The organism is Rothia nasimurium (assembly GCF_928392795.1).
GTDB lineage: Bacteria > Actinomycetota > Actinomycetes > Actinomycetales > Micrococcaceae > Rothia > Rothia nasimurium_F.
The window spans coordinates 34,039-49,016 of sequence record NZ_CAKMTJ010000002.1; the positions used below are offsets into that span (position 1 = coordinate 34,039).

The 14,978-nt window shown below is 58.7% G+C and carries 12 protein-coding genes; 7 read left to right on the forward strand and 5 right to left on the reverse strand.

The genetic code is table 11. The annotated features are described in order from the left end of the window. On the forward strand, positions 1-1,236 hold the full coding sequence (locus L6963_RS03045; RefSeq protein WP_237206928.1) for an NRAMP family divalent metal transporter: 1,236 nt from the start codon (positions 1-3) through the stop codon (positions 1,234-1,236). 78 nt (positions 1,237-1,314) lie between these two features. On the opposite strand, the gene L6963_RS03050 is transcribed toward L6963_RS03045, so the two are convergent. Beyond that, positions 1,315-2,001, reverse strand: a complete 687-nt coding sequence (locus L6963_RS03050; RefSeq protein WP_237206929.1) for a GntR family transcriptional regulator — start codon at positions 1,999-2,001, stop codon at positions 1,315-1,317. 162 nt (positions 2,002-2,163) lie between these two features. Here L6963_RS03050 and L6963_RS03055 point away from each other — a divergent pair, with 162 nt between their 5' ends. After that, positions 2,164-2,820, forward strand: a complete 657-nt coding sequence (locus tag L6963_RS03055; RefSeq protein WP_237206930.1) for a hypothetical protein — start codon at positions 2,164-2,166, stop codon at positions 2,818-2,820. Between the two features lie 167 nt (positions 2,821-2,987). Here the strand turns inward: L6963_RS03055 and L6963_RS03060 are convergent, their stop codons facing one another. The 3 genes from L6963_RS03060 to L6963_RS03070 form a co-directional block, all read right to left on the reverse strand. Then, a complete protein-coding gene (locus tag L6963_RS03060; RefSeq protein ID WP_237206931.1) occupies positions 2,988-4,796 on the reverse strand; it encodes an acetyl/propionyl/methylcrotonyl-CoA carboxylase subunit alpha in 1,809 nt (602 codons plus the stop codon). Between the two features lie 8 nt (positions 4,797-4,804). Next, the gene (locus L6963_RS03065) at positions 4,805-6,571 is read right to left on the reverse strand and encodes a carboxyltransferase domain-containing protein (protein ID WP_237206932.1); all 1,767 of its coding nucleotides are present in this window, start codon (positions 6,569-6,571) and stop codon (positions 4,805-4,807) included. Positions 6,572-6,946: 375 nt separating this feature from the next. Beyond that, entirely contained in the window at positions 6,947-7,096 is a 150-nt protein-coding gene (locus L6963_RS03070; protein WP_237199849.1) for a hypothetical protein, read from the reverse strand. Between the two features lie 267 nt (positions 7,097-7,363). On the opposite strand from L6963_RS03070, the gene L6963_RS03075 reads away from it, so the two are divergent. After that, a complete protein-coding gene (locus tag L6963_RS03075) occupies positions 7,364-7,903 on the forward strand; it encodes a DUF559 domain-containing protein (protein WP_237225451.1) in 540 nt (179 codons plus the stop codon). Between the two features lie 96 nt (positions 7,904-7,999). Here the strand turns inward: L6963_RS03075 and L6963_RS03080 are convergent, their stop codons facing one another. Further along, on the reverse strand, positions 8,000-8,761 hold the full coding sequence (locus L6963_RS03080) for a LamB/YcsF family protein (protein ID WP_237206934.1): 762 nt from the start codon (positions 8,759-8,761) through the stop codon (positions 8,000-8,002). Between the two features lie 135 nt (positions 8,762-8,896). Between L6963_RS03080 and L6963_RS03085 the strand changes: the two genes are divergently transcribed. The 4 genes from L6963_RS03085 to L6963_RS03100 all read left to right on the forward strand — a co-directional run bounded on the left by L6963_RS03085 (position 8,897) and on the right by L6963_RS03100 (position 14,872). Then, the gene (locus tag L6963_RS03085; protein WP_237206935.1) at positions 8,897-10,135 is read left to right on the forward strand and encodes an MFS transporter; all 1,239 of its coding nucleotides are present in this window, start codon (positions 8,897-8,899) and stop codon (positions 10,133-10,135) included. A gap of 40 nt (positions 10,136-10,175) precedes the next feature. Further along, positions 10,176-10,664 carry a hypothetical protein gene (locus L6963_RS03090; protein ID WP_237206936.1) on the forward strand — a complete coding sequence of 163 codons (489 nt, stop codon included), beginning with the start codon at positions 10,176-10,178 and terminating at the stop codon, positions 10,662-10,664. Positions 10,665-11,000: 336 nt separating this feature from the next. Further along, entirely contained in the window at positions 11,001-12,704 is a 1,704-nt protein-coding gene (locus L6963_RS03095; RefSeq protein WP_237206937.1) for a DUF5635 domain-containing protein, read from the forward strand. 47 nt (positions 12,705-12,751) lie between these two features. After that, positions 12,752-14,872 carry a hypothetical protein gene (locus L6963_RS03100; protein ID WP_237206938.1) on the forward strand — a complete coding sequence of 707 codons (2,121 nt, stop codon included), beginning with the start codon at positions 12,752-12,754 and terminating at the stop codon, positions 14,870-14,872. The last annotated feature ends 106 nt before the right edge of the window (positions 14,873-14,978 follow it).

Consider the following 14,978-nt stretch of genomic DNA (forward strand, 5'->3'; position numbering starts at 1 on the left):
ATGGCAGACGCAAACGCCCTGATCACCCCCAAAGACCAGGCCGCCAAGGGGCGCCGTACCGCCCTACTCGGCTCCCTCTTCCTCATGGCCACCAGCGCCATTGGGCCCGGCTTCATTACTCAAACCGGCCAGTTCACCTACCAGATGGGCGCAGCCTTCGCCTTCGCGATTCTGGTATCGATCCTCATCGACATCGCCGTGCAGCTCAACGTCTGGCGCGTCATCGGCGTCTCCGGTATGAAAGCCCAGGAACTTGCCAACTCCGTCCTGCCCGGCCTCGGTATCTTCCTCGCTATCCTGGTCGCCCTCGGCGGCTTCGTCTTCAACGTCGGCAACGTCGCCGGCGGCGGCCTGGGTCTCAACTCCATGCTCGGCATGGACGCCACCACCGGCGGCATCATCACCGCCGCCCTCGCTATCGGTGTCTTCCTTTCCAAGCGAGCCGGCGTCGCCCTCGACCGCATTGTCGTCGTCCTCGGCGCTGTCATGATCCTGGCAACCCTCTACGTCGCCATCGTCTCCAACCCGCCGGTCGGTGACGCCCTCAAAAACACCATCATTCCTAGTGAAGTGAACTTCACCGTTATTACCACCCTGGTTGGCGGCACCGTGGGCGGCTACATCACCTACGCCGGTGCCCACCGTATGCTGGACGCCGGTATCCACGGCCCCGAGTACGTTAAGGACATCTCCCGCTCATCCGTCACCGGTATCGTCATCACCGGCATCATGCGCTTCCTGCTCTTCCTCGCCATTCTGGGCGTGGTCGCTACCGGCGTAGCCCTCGATACCGACAAGTCCATCGCCGGTCAGGCCTTCGGCATCGCCGCCGGTGAGATGGGCACCCGCCTCTTCGGCCTCATCCTCTGGGGCGCAGCAATCTCGTCCGTCATCGGTGCGGCCTTTACCTCGGTGTCCTTCCTAACCACCGCTAAGACTTCCGTAACCGTCAAGAATGCCCTGACCATCGGCTTCATCGTCGTCTCAACCGTCGTCTTCATCGTTGCGGGCAAGGCCCCCGCCACCCTGCTGATCGTGGCTGGTGCCGTCAACGGCCTCATCCTGCCGGTAGGTTTTGCGGTGCTTCTCTTCGTAGCGACCTTCCGCGCCAAAACCCTGCTGGGCGGCTACCGCTACCCCGCCTGGCTTATCGTAATCGGCTGGATCTCCTGGCTGCTGACCATCTACCTGGGCTACAAGTCCCTCAGCGGTATCGCCGCCCTCTGGGCAGGCTAAGTTTCGGCCCCGGTAAATAAGGACGCTCCCGCCCCGCCTTCCCGTACGAAAGGCGGGGTGGGAGCGTCCTTGCGTCTACTACAACTCCTGTGTGAAGTAGTTGCGGGTCTCTGCCAGGTAGTTCCGCAGGTAGGTTCGGGCTGCCTCCCGCTGGCCGGTTTCCATCAAATTCAAGAGGTGGGCATTGCGCTCAACGTAGGGGGCGTGGAAGCCCGGAACCGTGACTTGAGAAAAGAAGAGCAGGCGCATTTCAGCCAGAATGCGCGACATAGCCTGAGTCAGACGGGCGGAGCCCGCGTGGTCGACCAGGGCCCGGTGGAAGTCCTGGTTAGCCCCAGCCATGCCCGTCACTGACCCGCGCTCTCGTGCCTCTTCAGCCCGAGCCAGGGCACGGTGAGCCTGGGGGATAGGCCCTGCCGGTGCTATATCAAGGGCAGCAGCCTGGATTGCCCAGCGCTCAATAAAAAGATCGGCAACCTGTTCCGGGCCGGGGTTAGCCACAAAAACACCCCGGTTGGGAATACGCTCAACCAGATTCTGGGCTTCAAGCAGGGTAAAAGCAGCCCGCAATGTATTACGGGAGACCCCCAGGGCGGTAGCCAGCTGCTCTTCGGTGAGCTTGGATCCGGGGGCGAGGGTACCGGCGTCCATGGCGGTGCGGAGGGTATCAGCAGCCCAGTCGGTGGCCTGGGCGTGGCTCGGCCGGGTACGGGCGATATCAGCTAACGACGGGGTGATGTCGATGTTAGTAGTCTCGGGGTTCACCGTTTCAAGTGTAGTTGGGAGACTCCCGAAACTAGGCGTGAACCCATACAAATTGTTATTTTGCTCCCTAGGGTTTGTCACGGCGACAGCTGCATGCTGTAGAAGTTAGGTGTTAGAACCTGATACCGCTGTAACGAAACTCTTCCCTATTAGAATGTTTCTATGTCACGGTCTCTTCACCCATCCCTTGTTCGTCTTTATAACTGTGCTCTGGACAGTGAATTCCTTTATTTTGATGAGACCTACACCTCTCCTGGCGACCTGCTTCATGAGAATAGTTTTTATGCGCTGACAGCGGTGCAATTTAGAGCCTCAGAATTGGACCTAATCCGCACTGACCTAATGGATATTGTGGATGGAGATTACTTCCATAGCACTGAGGCGTTGCGAACGTATGAGGGGCAGAGAGTTTTTGAAGAGATGCTGAAGTATTTCTCTGATAACCGAGAACCTTCTTTTATTACCTGCAATGTTAATCTTGGCCCGGACGATGATCTTGAGCAGGCACGCCGTCGTTGCATGAAAAACCTAGTAGAAAAATACACTCCTGAAGTGCCTTCATTGCGAGGACTTATTTTTGAAGCCCGACATGAGCGAAAAGATAATAACCGTGATAGAAGCTTCTTGAAATACCTTCGAAAGGAAGGGCTTCTAAGCGATGAAGTCGGAGCAGCATGGGTGTCTCCACAGGATGAGAGACTGTTGTGGGCTCCCGATGCTATGTGCATGGCTTATCGGCGTACTCGAACCCACAGCGATATGACAGCTCACTACTTTGAGAAGTATCTTAGCGACATAGCTCGAGTGTATGAATTTTAAAAAGATGACCCCCACCTGCCGTAGCCACAGTGGGGGTCGAGTTGCTGTGATGCTCTAGGCACCAGGGCTAACTCTACTGCCTCTAGTATCTCGAAAAGTAGTACTAAATTCAAGGTTTGGGGTAGCAATAAGCTGATCCCCCTTGTCATTAGTTTTAATCAAAATTTTTACTCAAAGACCACCAGCACCTCACCTGCCGCTAGGCGCTCGCCTGCTTGGGCGGGGAGGTCAGCCACGGTACCGGCGGTTTCAGCCAGTACCGGAACCTCGGTCTTCATGGCCTCCAGTAGGGCCACCTGGTCGCCGGCGGCTACCTCATCGCCCACGGCAACGGTGTACTTGAGCAGGGCCCCGCCCATAGGCGCCAGTACCTGCCCGGCACCCTCCTGCCCCTGCCCGTTGGCGGGGGTGGCGGCGTCCGCGCCCGAACCCAAAGAAGCAAACACCGAATCGGGCAGGCCCACCCGGTGCGGGGTGCCGTCAATCTCCAGGGTAAAGCGGGTGATGCCGGTACCCGGGAAGACGCTAGCGCCCACCGGCAGCAGGGGCTGCCGGTAGGACGCCTGCGCCCCGCTCCCAGCCTCGGGGCTGGCAGGGGCGGTGGTGGCGCCATCGCCCTGGGCTAGGGAGGGAAGGAAGGCGTCCTCAATCCAGGTCGTGTAGACCCCAAAGTCCCCGTTCTCGGCGGTAAAGGCCGGGGCCTCAAGCACCTGTCGGTCGAAGGGCAGGACGGTCGCCACCCCGGCAATATCCATCTGGGCCAGGGCGAAACGGGCCCGGCGCAGGGCTACCTCGCGGGTCGGGCCGGTGACAATCAGCTTGGCCAGCATAGAATCGAACTCCCCGCTGACCACAGAACCCGGGCGCACCCCGGCGTCCCAGCGAATCCCGGGGCCAGACGGAACGGTCATGGACTCAATGCGGCCAGCAGCGGGTAAGAAGCCACGAGCGGGGTCCTCAGCATTGATGCGGAACTCAAAGGCGTGACCGACCGGCTCAGGAGTCTCGGTAAAGGGCAGGGGCTTGCCCGCCGCAATATCGAGCTGCAAGGCTACCAGGTCAACGCCGGTGACCTCCTCGGTGACCGGGTGCTCCACCTGAATGCGGGTGTTGACCTCAAGGAAGGAAATTGTGCCGTCGAGGGCCACCATAAACTCAGCGGTGCCCACGCCCACATACCCGGCGGCCCGGAAAATCTCAGCGGACGCCCGCTCAATCTGGGCCCGCTGCTTAGCGGTCAGGAAGGGGGCGGGGGCCTCCTCCACCAGCTTCTGGTTGCGACGCTGCAGGGAGCAGTCGCGGGTGCCAACCACCACCACATTCCCGTGGGAATCAGCAGCCACCTGGGCTTCCACATGGCGGGGCTTCTCTAGGAAGCGCTCAATGAAGCACTCCCCGTTACCGAAAGCAGCCACGGCCTCGCGCGAAGCTGAGACGAAGGCGTCCTCCACCTCGCCCAGCTCTCGCACGATACGCATACCGCGCCCGCCGCCGCCGTGGGCAGCCTTGATGATGGAGGGCAGCCCGTGCTCCTGGGCAAAGGCGCGGGCCTCTTCGGGGGAGGCGACGGGGCCGTCCGACCCGGGGGCCAGGGGAGCTCCCACCGCCTGGGCCAGCTCGCGGGCCTTGACCTTATCGCCCAGGGCCTCGATGGTCTCGGGGGCGGGACCAATCCAGGTCAGACCGGCTGCCATGACCGCCCGGGCAAAGTCAGCGTTCTCCGCCAAAAAACCGTAGCCGGGGTGAACGTCGGTAGCCCCCGACTTTACCGCTACCGCCAGCACCTTCTCTATATCCAAGTAGGTTTCGGCCGGGCCGGTGCCCTCCAGGGCGTAGGCCTCATCGGCCAGGGCGGTGTGCAGGGCCTCGGCGTCCGAATCGGCGTAGACCGCCACCGACGCGATACCCTGGGCGGCGCAGGCGCCAATAATACGGACGGCAATTTCGCCACGGTTAGCAACGAGAACTTTACGCATACGGGGGCTCACTTTTCGGTCAGGGTAGGGGTGGTCTGGAGTGGGGTTAGCAGGGTGAAGCGCAGACGGGTGCCGGGCGGAGCCTGGGCCAGTAGGCGCAGGTCAGCCGGGTGTACTGTGGCAATCACGGGGTAGCCGCCGGTGACCGGGTGGTCGGCCAGGAAGACCACAGGTTCACCGCTGGGCGGCACCTGGACTGCCCCGGCCACCATGCCCTCGCTGGGCATCTCCCGGGTCACGGCCCGGGTGAGGACGTCGGTGGGCTGGGGGGCTGCGGACCCGTCGGTGGGGGTGCTCAGGACGTCCTGCCCCAGCGGGGCTTCCTGCACAACGTCAGCCAAAATCAGCCTGACCCCGATACGGTCACTGGACTGGGAGACTTCCCAGGTCACCTCGGTGAAGCGGCCCAGAGACTCGGGGGTAAACCAGTCCTCACGCGGCCCGGGCAGCGCTCGCACTGTCAATACAGTGCCCGGATCCGGCAGGGGCAGAGCTGGCGCGGGATCAGCCACCACCGCTACGGGCGGGTTGGCGAGGGAGAGCTGTTCGCCCGCGGTGAGAGGTTCGGGGCCTAGACTAGCCAGAGTATCGCGGGAGGTGCTTGCCGCTTCGGTTCTAGAGGCAAACCCTCCGCGTACCGCGATATAGGTGCGTAAGCCCCGGGTCGGTGTGCCCAGGGTGAGGGTCTGCCCGGGCTTCAGGGCAAAGGGGGCGTAGGAAGGCACAGTCAGGGGAATCTTTGCCGCCGGGGCTGAACCTTCTGCGGGATCTGTGACCTGCCCAGGGGCGTCCTCGGTAATCTGCGCCGGGGTATCTGCCCCGGTCAGGGCTAGCTCCACATCGGCCAGGGCGGTCAGCTTCAGCCCGCCAGCGAGGTTTTCGAGTACGGTGGCGCCAGCCGAATTACCGACCAGACGGTTAGCTTCAGCTGCTGCAGCCCGGTCCGCAGGCCCAGAGGGGGAGACACCCCAGTGGGTTAGTCCGGCTCGTCCCCCGTCCTGGAAGAGAGTCTGCAGCCCCGGCGCCTTCACCTCAAGTACGGGTCGGGCAGGTGCCTGCTCGTCCTCGGAGAGGTGGACGGGGGCGTCCTTGTGCTCGAGAGAGATAAGCTCCCGCACCGCCTCGAACTGCACCTGCATGCCCGGCTCTAGCAGGGCTGGCGGGTTCTGGGTGAGGTCCCAGAGGGGCGCATTGGTGTGACCGATTAGCTGCCAGCCGCCGGGGGAGGTGCGGGGGTAGATGCCCGAGAAGTCCCCGGCCAGACCCACCGACCCGGCAGGCACCGAGGTGCGCGGGGTGGCTCGTCGCGGAATATCCAGCACATTATCGTGCCGGTGCAGATAGAAGAAGCCCGGGGCGAAGCCTGCGAAGGCAACTGACCAGTGGCCGGTCGTGTGGGCGTAGATTACCGCCTGCTCGCTCATGCCCAGGTGAGCGGCGACGTCGGTGAGGTCCTGGCCGTCGTAGATGACCGGGATGGTGACCGTGCGGCCGTGGGTGCGTACATCTCCGGACGCCTGCGGCAGGTCGGGTGCGGCAAGAAAGTCAGCGGCCTGCTGGGCGGTTTCAAAGCGGACGAGCACTGTTTGGGCCGCCGGGACCAGCTCGGTCTGCCCTGCGGCAGGGTGTTGCTGCAGGTGGCCGTGCAGGTGCAGGGCGTTTTCGAGGGTTCGGCAGTCAACCATAACGGCTAGTAGGCCGAAGGGCTTGACCGTATAGATGGTGGCGTCGCGCTTGCTGGCTGTGCGCCCGCTGGGTGTATGTGCGGTGGTCATGGCGCCCCTCTCTGCCCGGTTGTGCTGAACGGCCTGTCGGTGGTTGGAGTAAACGGAGAGCTCTCAACCACCACTCAGGATTGTTCAACAATTCTGGCAGATGTGGCGCCGCCCACGCAAGCTGCGCTTTCGTTGTGACTGTTCTCTCTGGCGAATGTGACTTGTTTTCCCGAGCGGGTGTTGTTTTAACGTCCTTTCGGGAAGACGAGTCGCATTCGGTGGTGAAGCCATTTTTTGGAATGCTCTGTGCCGGGGTAAGCGCCGCTCAACGGCTCTATCTCTGTGGAAAACCTTGACGCACTGACGTCATACTTCTCGCCCTGAGCAAACCTCCGCAGCTAGGCCTCAAAGTTATCCACAGATGGTAGAAAACGGCTAGTAGAGACGCACCGTATAGGGCATTTTTAACCCATGGAACACTTGTTTGAGACTGTTAAAACTTCGGTTGAGCTTAGACACCTGGGTAAGAGCACTTCCGGTGTAAGCCGCGAATACACCAGGGGAGAGCTCTTCAAAATCGGTCACAACGCCTATATAAAGACAGCTTTATGGGACTCACTAAGCAATACCGATAGGTGTCTAGCCGGGCATGTGGCTTTCATGAAAACAAATCGGGGGTATGTGTTAAGCCATGTGTCTGCCGCTCTCTGGTGGGGTGCCCCTGTGCTGCGGTTACCGCACAAAATATGGGTGAGCCATCCGCACGATTCAGTCAAATCTCGGGGGCGGGTGCAGGTCAGTCGCAACCGGCAGAAGGAATGCGACAGTGCAGTGTTTCATCGGGGAGCCCGGGTGACATCGCCGCTACAGACGGCTATCGATTGCGCGCGGACGCTTCCGGTGATTGATGCCCTCTGCATTGCCGATTACTTTTTGCATTGCCGACTGGTTGATTATGAGGTTTTAGCCCAGCACTTGAGGGAGTTAAGCGGTCGTGGTGTTTGTACGGCGCGTGAGGTGGCTCGTTTGATGAGTACGAAGGCGGAGTCACCGCTGGAGACTGTTGCTCGGTATTGGATTCTGATGTGGGGTCTTGCGCCACCTGCGGAACAGGTGCCTTTATGGGTTGGTGGAAGAACTCTCCGACCTGACTTTTTGTGGGAGAAAGAGCGGGTCATTTTAGAAGTTGATGGCAAGGTCAAGTATGCGGGTACTTTTGGTGAGGCAGCAGAGGACGTGGTTCAGAACGAGCGCCGTCGTCAGCACGAATTAGAGAGCATGGGGTATACCGTAGTGCGCGCTTTGTGGGAAGACATTGTGGTGCACCCTGAGCGCTTGCGTGCAAAGTTGGTGAGGGCTGGAATTTGTGAAGGCTCGCGTCGTCGAATGTGACTTGAATTCCCAAGCGGGCGTTAAAGCAACACCCGCTCGGGAAAACACATCGCATTCGGCAGAACAATAGGGGTAGGACGCCGTCCCCCCGCCTACCTAGGCAAAGGCGCGGACGTTCGCACCGGCGTCCTCAAGAGCTGCCCGCACCTGCCGGGCAAGAGCAACTGCACCGGGGGTGTCGCCGTGCACGCAGATGCTATCGGCCTGCAGAGGCACAACTGAGCCGTCCACGGCTACAACTTCGCGGTCCACAGCCATGCGCACCACGCGCTCGGCCACAGCCTGCGGGTCGTGGATCACGGCACCGGCCTCACGGCGGGACACCAGGGTACCCTCAGGGGTGTAGCCGCGGTCGGCAAAAGCCTCATAAAAAACAGGAACGCCCAGGGCGCCAGCCGCACGGGCCACCGCGGAGTTGGGAAGGCAGAGAATCGGCAGATCACCCAGCTCGTGCAGGGCCTGAGCTACTGCCGCAGCCTGCACCTCGTGGTGAACAATAGCGTTGTAGAGACCGCCGTGGGGCTTGCAGTAGCGCACTTCGGCGCCCTCAACCCGCGCTACCGCCTCAAGCGCGCCCACCTGGTAAATCACCGCGTCGGTGAGTTCGGTGGCGGTCATATCCATGAAGCGGCGGCCAAAACCAGCCAGGTCGGGGTAAGAAACGTGGGCCCCAATGGTCACGCTGTTCTCCCGCGCCGCCCGCACGGTGGTGCGCGCAACCGACGGGTCACCGGCATGAAAACCGCAGGCGATATTGGCTGAAGAGACGGTCTGCATCATCGCAGCGTCATCTCCCATGGTCCAGGAGCCAAAAGACTCCCCAGAATCAGAATTCACATCAATACGTAGGGTGCTCATGGCACTAGCCTACCGCCGCAGCTGTCTGCCGGGCGCACCTTGCTGGGGCGCGGACGTCCGCCCCGGCTTAGCCTGCGCATGTTCCCTGGGCGGGGCAAGAGGGCTAGAATTGCTGAGGTCTACAAAGGAGTGCGCATGACACACGCTACCGACCCCCGCCGGGTCACCCTCTACACCTGGATTATCTCGGTGGGCGGCTTTCTCTTCGGCTACGACACCGGAATTATTAACGGCGCCCTTCCCTTCCTGCAGCAGGACTTTAGGCTGTCCCCAGCGGCAGAGGGTGTTGCGACGTCCGCACTGACCCTGGGCGCTGCTTTCGGCGCACTCCTTGCCGGGCAGCTGATTGACCGGTTCGGACGCCGCCGCGTACTCTTCGTGCTGGCTCTAGTTTTTGCCGCCAGCTCCCTGGGTCTTACCGCTGCACCCAGCCTGGGTATCTTCATCGTCTTTCGCGTGCTGGTAGGTCTTGCGGTCGGTGCCGCCTCAGCGGTCGTGCCGATTTACCTGGCCGAGATTTCCCCCGCCAACCGCCGCGGCGCGATCGTTACCCGCAACCAGTTCATGATCGTATTCGGCCAGCTCACCGCCTACGTGGTCAACGCGATGATTGGCAATATTTTTGCTCATCAGGTGATGATTTGGCGGGTTATGTTCGCTATCTCGATCATTCCTGCGCTGGTGCTTTTTGTGGGGATGTTCCTGGTACCTGAGTCGCCGGGCTACAAGCGGGAGGCTGCCGCCGAGCGCGGTGCCCTGAAGCTGCTCTGGCGCGACCCGGCTCTTCGTACCACCCTGCTGCTGGCTGCGGCTATTGGTATCGTGCAGCAGGCAACCGGCGTCAATGCCCTGATGTACTACGGCACCCAGGTGCTGCGCGAGGCGGGTTTTTCCACCGATGCTGCCCTGACCGCCAATATCTCCAACGGCGTGCTGTCGGTTCTGGGTGCCGCCGTGGGTCTCTGGTTTGTAGGACGCTTCCCCCGCCGCCTGGTGCTGACTATCGGCCTGACAGGCACCACCTTTTCCCTGGTCATGCTAGCTGCTACCTCGCAGCTGCTGGACGCGTCCGCTCGGCCTTGGGCTACCCTCTTTATCTCTATTATTTTCTTGGTCTTCCAGCAGGGTGCCGTATCGCCGGTGACCTGGGTGCTCATGAGCGAAGTCTTCCCAGCTCGCGTGCGTGGCGCCGGTATGGGTGTGGCTACCTTTGTCTCCTGGATCGCTAACTTTATGGTCTCCCTCTTCTTCCCGCAGATGGTGGCAGCCCTTGGCTTAGGCATGACGTTTGCGGTCTTCGCCGTCATCGGCATTGGCCTGATTGCCTTCACGCGCGCCGCGGTGCCCGAAACCGCCGGCCGCGATATGGACTAGCCGCCCGGCGTCCGTCCGCCCTACTACCCTAAGGAACCCTATGGCTCGCCCCGACTACGGCATTGGCCCGCTGGCCCACGCCCTGGCTACCGACTTTGGCTACGATTTTGAGTACGACGCCCCGGCTGAGGTCGATGGCCTCTGGCTAGAGACCGCCGAACTTGAGAAGACCTACATCGACCTGACCGGTCGCGTCTTTACCCTGCTGCTGAACATTTTTTATATTGGGGACGAACGCCGCTACGGCTTCGCTCTCTTTGAGCTAGAGGACGCCGCAGAACCGGGCGCTGAGCCGGATGCGGACGCTGGTGAGCAGCTGGTGCTGCAGGAGGACGGCTTGGCGAGTGCGGCTGATTTGAAGGCCCGGGTAGCTGATGTGCTGGCTGATTCCGCCCAGCTGCTGGCCGAGCAGGACGCCTACGACCTGGGTGAGGCCATTCGTAGCGTTGATGCTACCTATACTCCGGAGCAGCAGGCGGCTATTCTTGAGGCTTCGCAGGTGCAGAAGGGGAAGTCTTTCTTCGCATAGGGTTTCCCCGCCCGTGAGGGCCGCGAGAAATGTGTGTGTTTGAGAAAAGCGAGCCGAAGGGGCTCGCTTTCTCTCGTTAAAGTTTGGGCTTACACAACAGATTCCGTGGCTCCATTGGAAAACTGGGTGATTTGTGGGGTGAGCGTGGGGAGGGGTGGCTAATCTGTCAAAGTAGTCCACCTTTGTGAAATTTTGATAGATTAGATAGCCTGATAATCTGTCAAAATCTCCCAGGTTAACGAAATTTTGATAGATTAGATACCCCTCCAATCTGTCAAAATTCTTGTAAGTGGGCTTAAACTGGTAGGAACCCGAAACCCTTACACGGAGGCAGGCATGAACCACTTAGCCCGTATTCAGCTAGAAGAAGCTGTCGAAGGTATCTTTGCGTCTTACCAGCAAGGGCATCTAACAAAGACTCGGGAAAGCCAAACTATTGATTTCAAGGAAGAAGCCGGGCGCCGTAACGGGCGAGAAATACTCCCAGGTAACGCAGAAAACCCTGAGGCTGCAACAAAGTTAGCTGATGAAGTGGCCTGTCTTGCAAATTCTCCTGGTGGCGGTGCTCTCATACTGGGTGTGGAAGACGGAACTGGCAAGCTAATCGGCACTGAACTTGATGTTGATTGGTTGCGTCAGCGCATCAACAATGCTGTTCAGGTAGCTCCGGATATCGTTGTGCATACTATTTCTGGTATTCGTTTGCTTGTTATATATGTTGCTCAGGCGCGTGAGCCTGTTGCGGATACCAGCGATAGACTCCGTTGGAGGGTGGGCGACAGCTGCAGCCCCATCGATCGTGCGGAATGGTGGCAGTATATTGATTCCACACGAACTGTAGATACCATGGCGGAGAAAAGCGCAGCTGGCCCTCAGGACGTAGGTGCGGGTACAGAGCGTCTTCTAAGGAATCTTCTGGGTAGTGAAGATGCCGAGAGCCTTGATCAAATTTTGCGGAAGATCGGCGCGCTTCGTTCCGATGGTTATCTTTCAGAAGCCGGTCGGCTTTTATTGTGTGCGTCAGAGAGAAGCTATCTTAACTTCACTGCCTTTGATGTTACCGGTGGGTCTATTCTCAATAGGGTTGAGGCGCCTCTTGGGTACTCTCTCCTTGAGCAAATCAGTTTTATTGAGGAAACCATTAAAAATTTCAATACCCAAACGGAATTGACTGTGGGTCTTATGCGTCAAGGGTATAGACGCATTCCTCAGTCTGCTGTGCGTGAGGCGTTACTTAACGGGGTGGTTCATCGAGATTGGAATAGATCTGAGCCCACGGAGATTCGATGGGTTGACCTTGACTTTTCTTTGCTTGTGAGAAGTCCTGGTGGGTTTTTTGGGTCTGTGAATGCAAGCAATGTTTTGAGTAATCGGGAAGCCCGTTACCCGGCTCTCTCTGACCTATTTCGCGCTATTGGTTTGGTGGAAAAACAGGGCGTGGGTGTGGATCGTATGTACCAGTCCATGATGATGCTGGGTTTGAGGCGCCCTGAGATCTATGACGTTGAAGGCGCATATGTGGAGTGCCTTCTGATTGGCGGGCAGCCCACCATGGCTGTGCTGGAATTATTTGAGTCTATCCTCCCCGAACCGAGACGGTATGACCTTAAGGTGACGATGGTGCTTGACCTGTTGATGCGGCATGCTTTTGTTTCGGTTGCGTCGGTTGCTGAGGCACTTCAGTGTTCTGAAGCAGAGGGGGAGCTGGCATTGAGGGCTACTTTGCAAAGCACCTTTGAAGGGGAACCGTTGATTCAGTCCTACAAGGAGGCCTGGATTCTGGGTAAGAAGGTTGGGCGGTTCCTTGCCGGTAACGTAGGAAGAGATTTCTCTCCTCTAGTTCCATACCTATTAAAGGACAGGGGGAAGATGAAGCGAGTTGCCTTGGACTGGCGAGAGAATTTTGGTGCTGTTACATCTGGTGATATGGCCGAAATTTGCCGGGTTGCTGTGGGTACCGCTAAGTCAGTTCTCGAGGAGCTTCGCGAAGAAGGCACCATGGTGCTTGTTGGCCAGGGGCGGACGACGCGTTACGAGTAGTTAGTTTTCCGTTGGGGCCTGTCTGACCCCATGAGTAGAATCGATGCATGACATCTAGCATTGTTGAGCAGCATAATATGGGGCAGCTTCGTTCTCTTTTTTCCGGTTTGAGATTGAATGCTTCGCAGGCAGCTCGTGTTGCTGGTGTGAAACGGCCAGTGATTTCTACGTGGGCCTCACGTCATAACGATTTTCCGCGTGCTGTAGAGCAGGGCCTTGCATCTCGGGAGACGCTCTATGATGCTTTTGATTTTGCAGTGTGGGCTTCACATCGAAAGCAGGCAAAGCGATCTTTTGAGGAGATGCTGGTGCAGGCTGCTGTTGAGGCTAGCGTGGCTCCGGCTCTTGAGAAGAATCTTGAGTTGCAGCAGCTGATTCAGTCGCTGACGACCCTGGTACTGGTTTTTCGTGTGGTTGAGCCTATTGCCGGGGAACGCCCTGTGGCCCTGTTACGGCGCTATGCAGAGGCTTCTCCCCAAACGGTGGGGAATATGCGGCCTTTTATGCTGAAAGTTGATTCAGAAGATTTAGCTCTTTTGATGTGCCCTGCATATGTATTGGCTCGTTTCTCTAGTGATGTGTTGGGGGACGTTCACCTTTTTTCTTCCTTGGTGATGGTGCGCCAGAAGCTTGGCGAGCAGATTTCTGGTGAGTTGGGTGGATTCTTGCGGAGTATCAGTGCGCGTTTTGCTGGTGATGTGAGGCTGCATTTTGCTTCTGGTGTTGACTCGGCCCTGACTGTGCAGGTGGCACAGAATATGGCGTTGACTCAGGACTTCCGGCGGAACCTGCACCTCACTAGTGCAGGAATAGCTGGGGGTAGCGATTTTGCTAGGCTGCTGAATTTTTTGGCGGATGAGGAGCTTCTGCTGGTACCTGAGAGCGGTGGGTCTGGCCGGGAGCCTGCTCTGGTTGTTGCAGTGCTACCCCTCGCCAAATCTACGGTTGATAGTGTGCAACAGTGGTCTGATATTGAGGATTTACTGTTGGACGCTCCCCTTGGTGTGCCCGTTGTGGTGCTGGGGAGGTCAGAGGTTCTAGGTTCGGCTTTTAAAGCGAGCGAGGATGTGCCGCGTCAGGCTGTGCTTGAGGCTGGGCATTTGCTGGCTTTGGTGAATTGTGGCCAGAAGCAGTTAGTGAATGAGTCTGGTGCTCGGCTGATGTTGGGTGTTTTTGAGAATCGTAGGAGGAGCGGTTCTGGGCAGAAGCCTCTTATTGGCGTGATTGATCTTGCTGAGAAGTTTGATGCCTTTCAGCGGGAAGCACGGGAAGAAGCCTTGCATGATATCGAGTCTTTGGTGGTGGAGAGCCGCCAATCGGCGGTCCGGAGCGCTTCTGGCGAGCATCACCTAGTGAGCGGCGCGCGTGCACGTTGGGAAGACATTAGAGAGTTTGGTTTTGACGCTGTAGTGGAGTTGTCTTCACGGGCGTCTAGTATTCCAGATGCGGTGTCGGGTATTAAGCGGGATGTTGAGCGTGTTAACAGCGCTGTGTACCCCAGGTTTTCATTGGATTGGTGGGTAGATTCTGTTTCTGGCTCCTCTACGAGGACGCTTGGGGGCGCTCGCGAGGACGGTCAGTTGCGGCGCGTTGCTGGCATGACTGCGCAGAAGCTAGCTGAGCATGCTGGGGGTTCTTCTGGTGAAGGTACTGTGCGGGTTGTTGATGTTGAGGCTATGGAGCATTACCGCCAGATGGGCGTTTTACCTGCTGAGCATGATGCTTTGAGCGCAATAGATATGCTGAATCTTGAGATCGCACAAGACGGTGACCTTTTGGTTTGTGAGGGCCCGCAACCGGCTGTTTATGCGGTTCGTGGTGGTTTGATGGTGGCTAAGTCTCCGGTCTTTATTGTGAGGCGGAACTTGCCGGGCAGGGTTCAGCCTGATTTTCGGTTGGAGGTTTTTGCCGGGTTAGTACAGGCTGCGCTTGATGCTCAGGTGCGAGGTGGGGCATCGAAGGTGAGCTGGCTGAGGGCTCGTGTTTCGGGTGAGTTGCTGAATGCTGTGTTGAGCGATGTGTCTAATGAACAGGTGGATCGGTTGGACCAGCAGTTGAAGAAGGTGCGAGAGCAGAAGTTATTGCTGTGGGAGCAGTTGCTGGCCCTGGAGTCTCTTGAGAAAAATACCCTGGGGGGCCTGGCGGAGGGCTCAATCAAATTTTCGTAAAATATTGTGGCTATCGATACGTCTCCGTATCACTATATGTTGATGCATAGGAAAAATCAGAGCTGGTAGTCTTGCACCAAAGCTTACTGATGAAAGGTGAAATCTA

What these genes read in the sequence shown, in the direction of transcription:
- L6963_RS03045 (WP_237206928.1), top strand. Translation starts at nt 1, where the DNA reads ATGGCAGACGCAAACGCCCTGATCACCCCCAAAGACCAGGCCGCCAAG.
- L6963_RS03055 (WP_237206930.1), top strand. Translation starts at nt 2,164, where the DNA reads ATGTCACGGTCTCTTCACCCATCCCTTGTTCGTCTTTATAACTGTGCT.
- L6963_RS03060 (WP_237206931.1), bottom strand. Translation starts at nt 4,796, where the DNA reads ATGCGTAAAGTTCTCGTTGCTAACCGTGGCGAAATTGCCGTCCGTATT.
- L6963_RS03065 (WP_237206932.1), bottom strand. Translation starts at nt 6,571, where the DNA reads ATGACCACCGCACATACACCCAGCGGGCGCACAGCCAGCAAGCGCGAC.
- L6963_RS03080 (WP_237206934.1), bottom strand. Translation starts at nt 8,761, where the DNA reads ATGAGCACCCTACGTATTGATGTGAATTCTGATTCTGGGGAGTCTTTT.
- L6963_RS03085 (WP_237206935.1), top strand. Translation starts at nt 8,897, where the DNA reads ATGACACACGCTACCGACCCCCGCCGGGTCACCCTCTACACCTGGATT.
- L6963_RS03090 (WP_237206936.1), top strand. Translation starts at nt 10,176, where the DNA reads ATGGCTCGCCCCGACTACGGCATTGGCCCGCTGGCCCACGCCCTGGCT.
- L6963_RS03095 (WP_237206937.1), top strand. Translation starts at nt 11,001, where the DNA reads ATGAACCACTTAGCCCGTATTCAGCTAGAAGAAGCTGTCGAAGGTATC.
- L6963_RS03100 (WP_237206938.1), top strand. Translation starts at nt 12,752, where the DNA reads ATGACATCTAGCATTGTTGAGCAGCATAATATGGGGCAGCTTCGTTCT.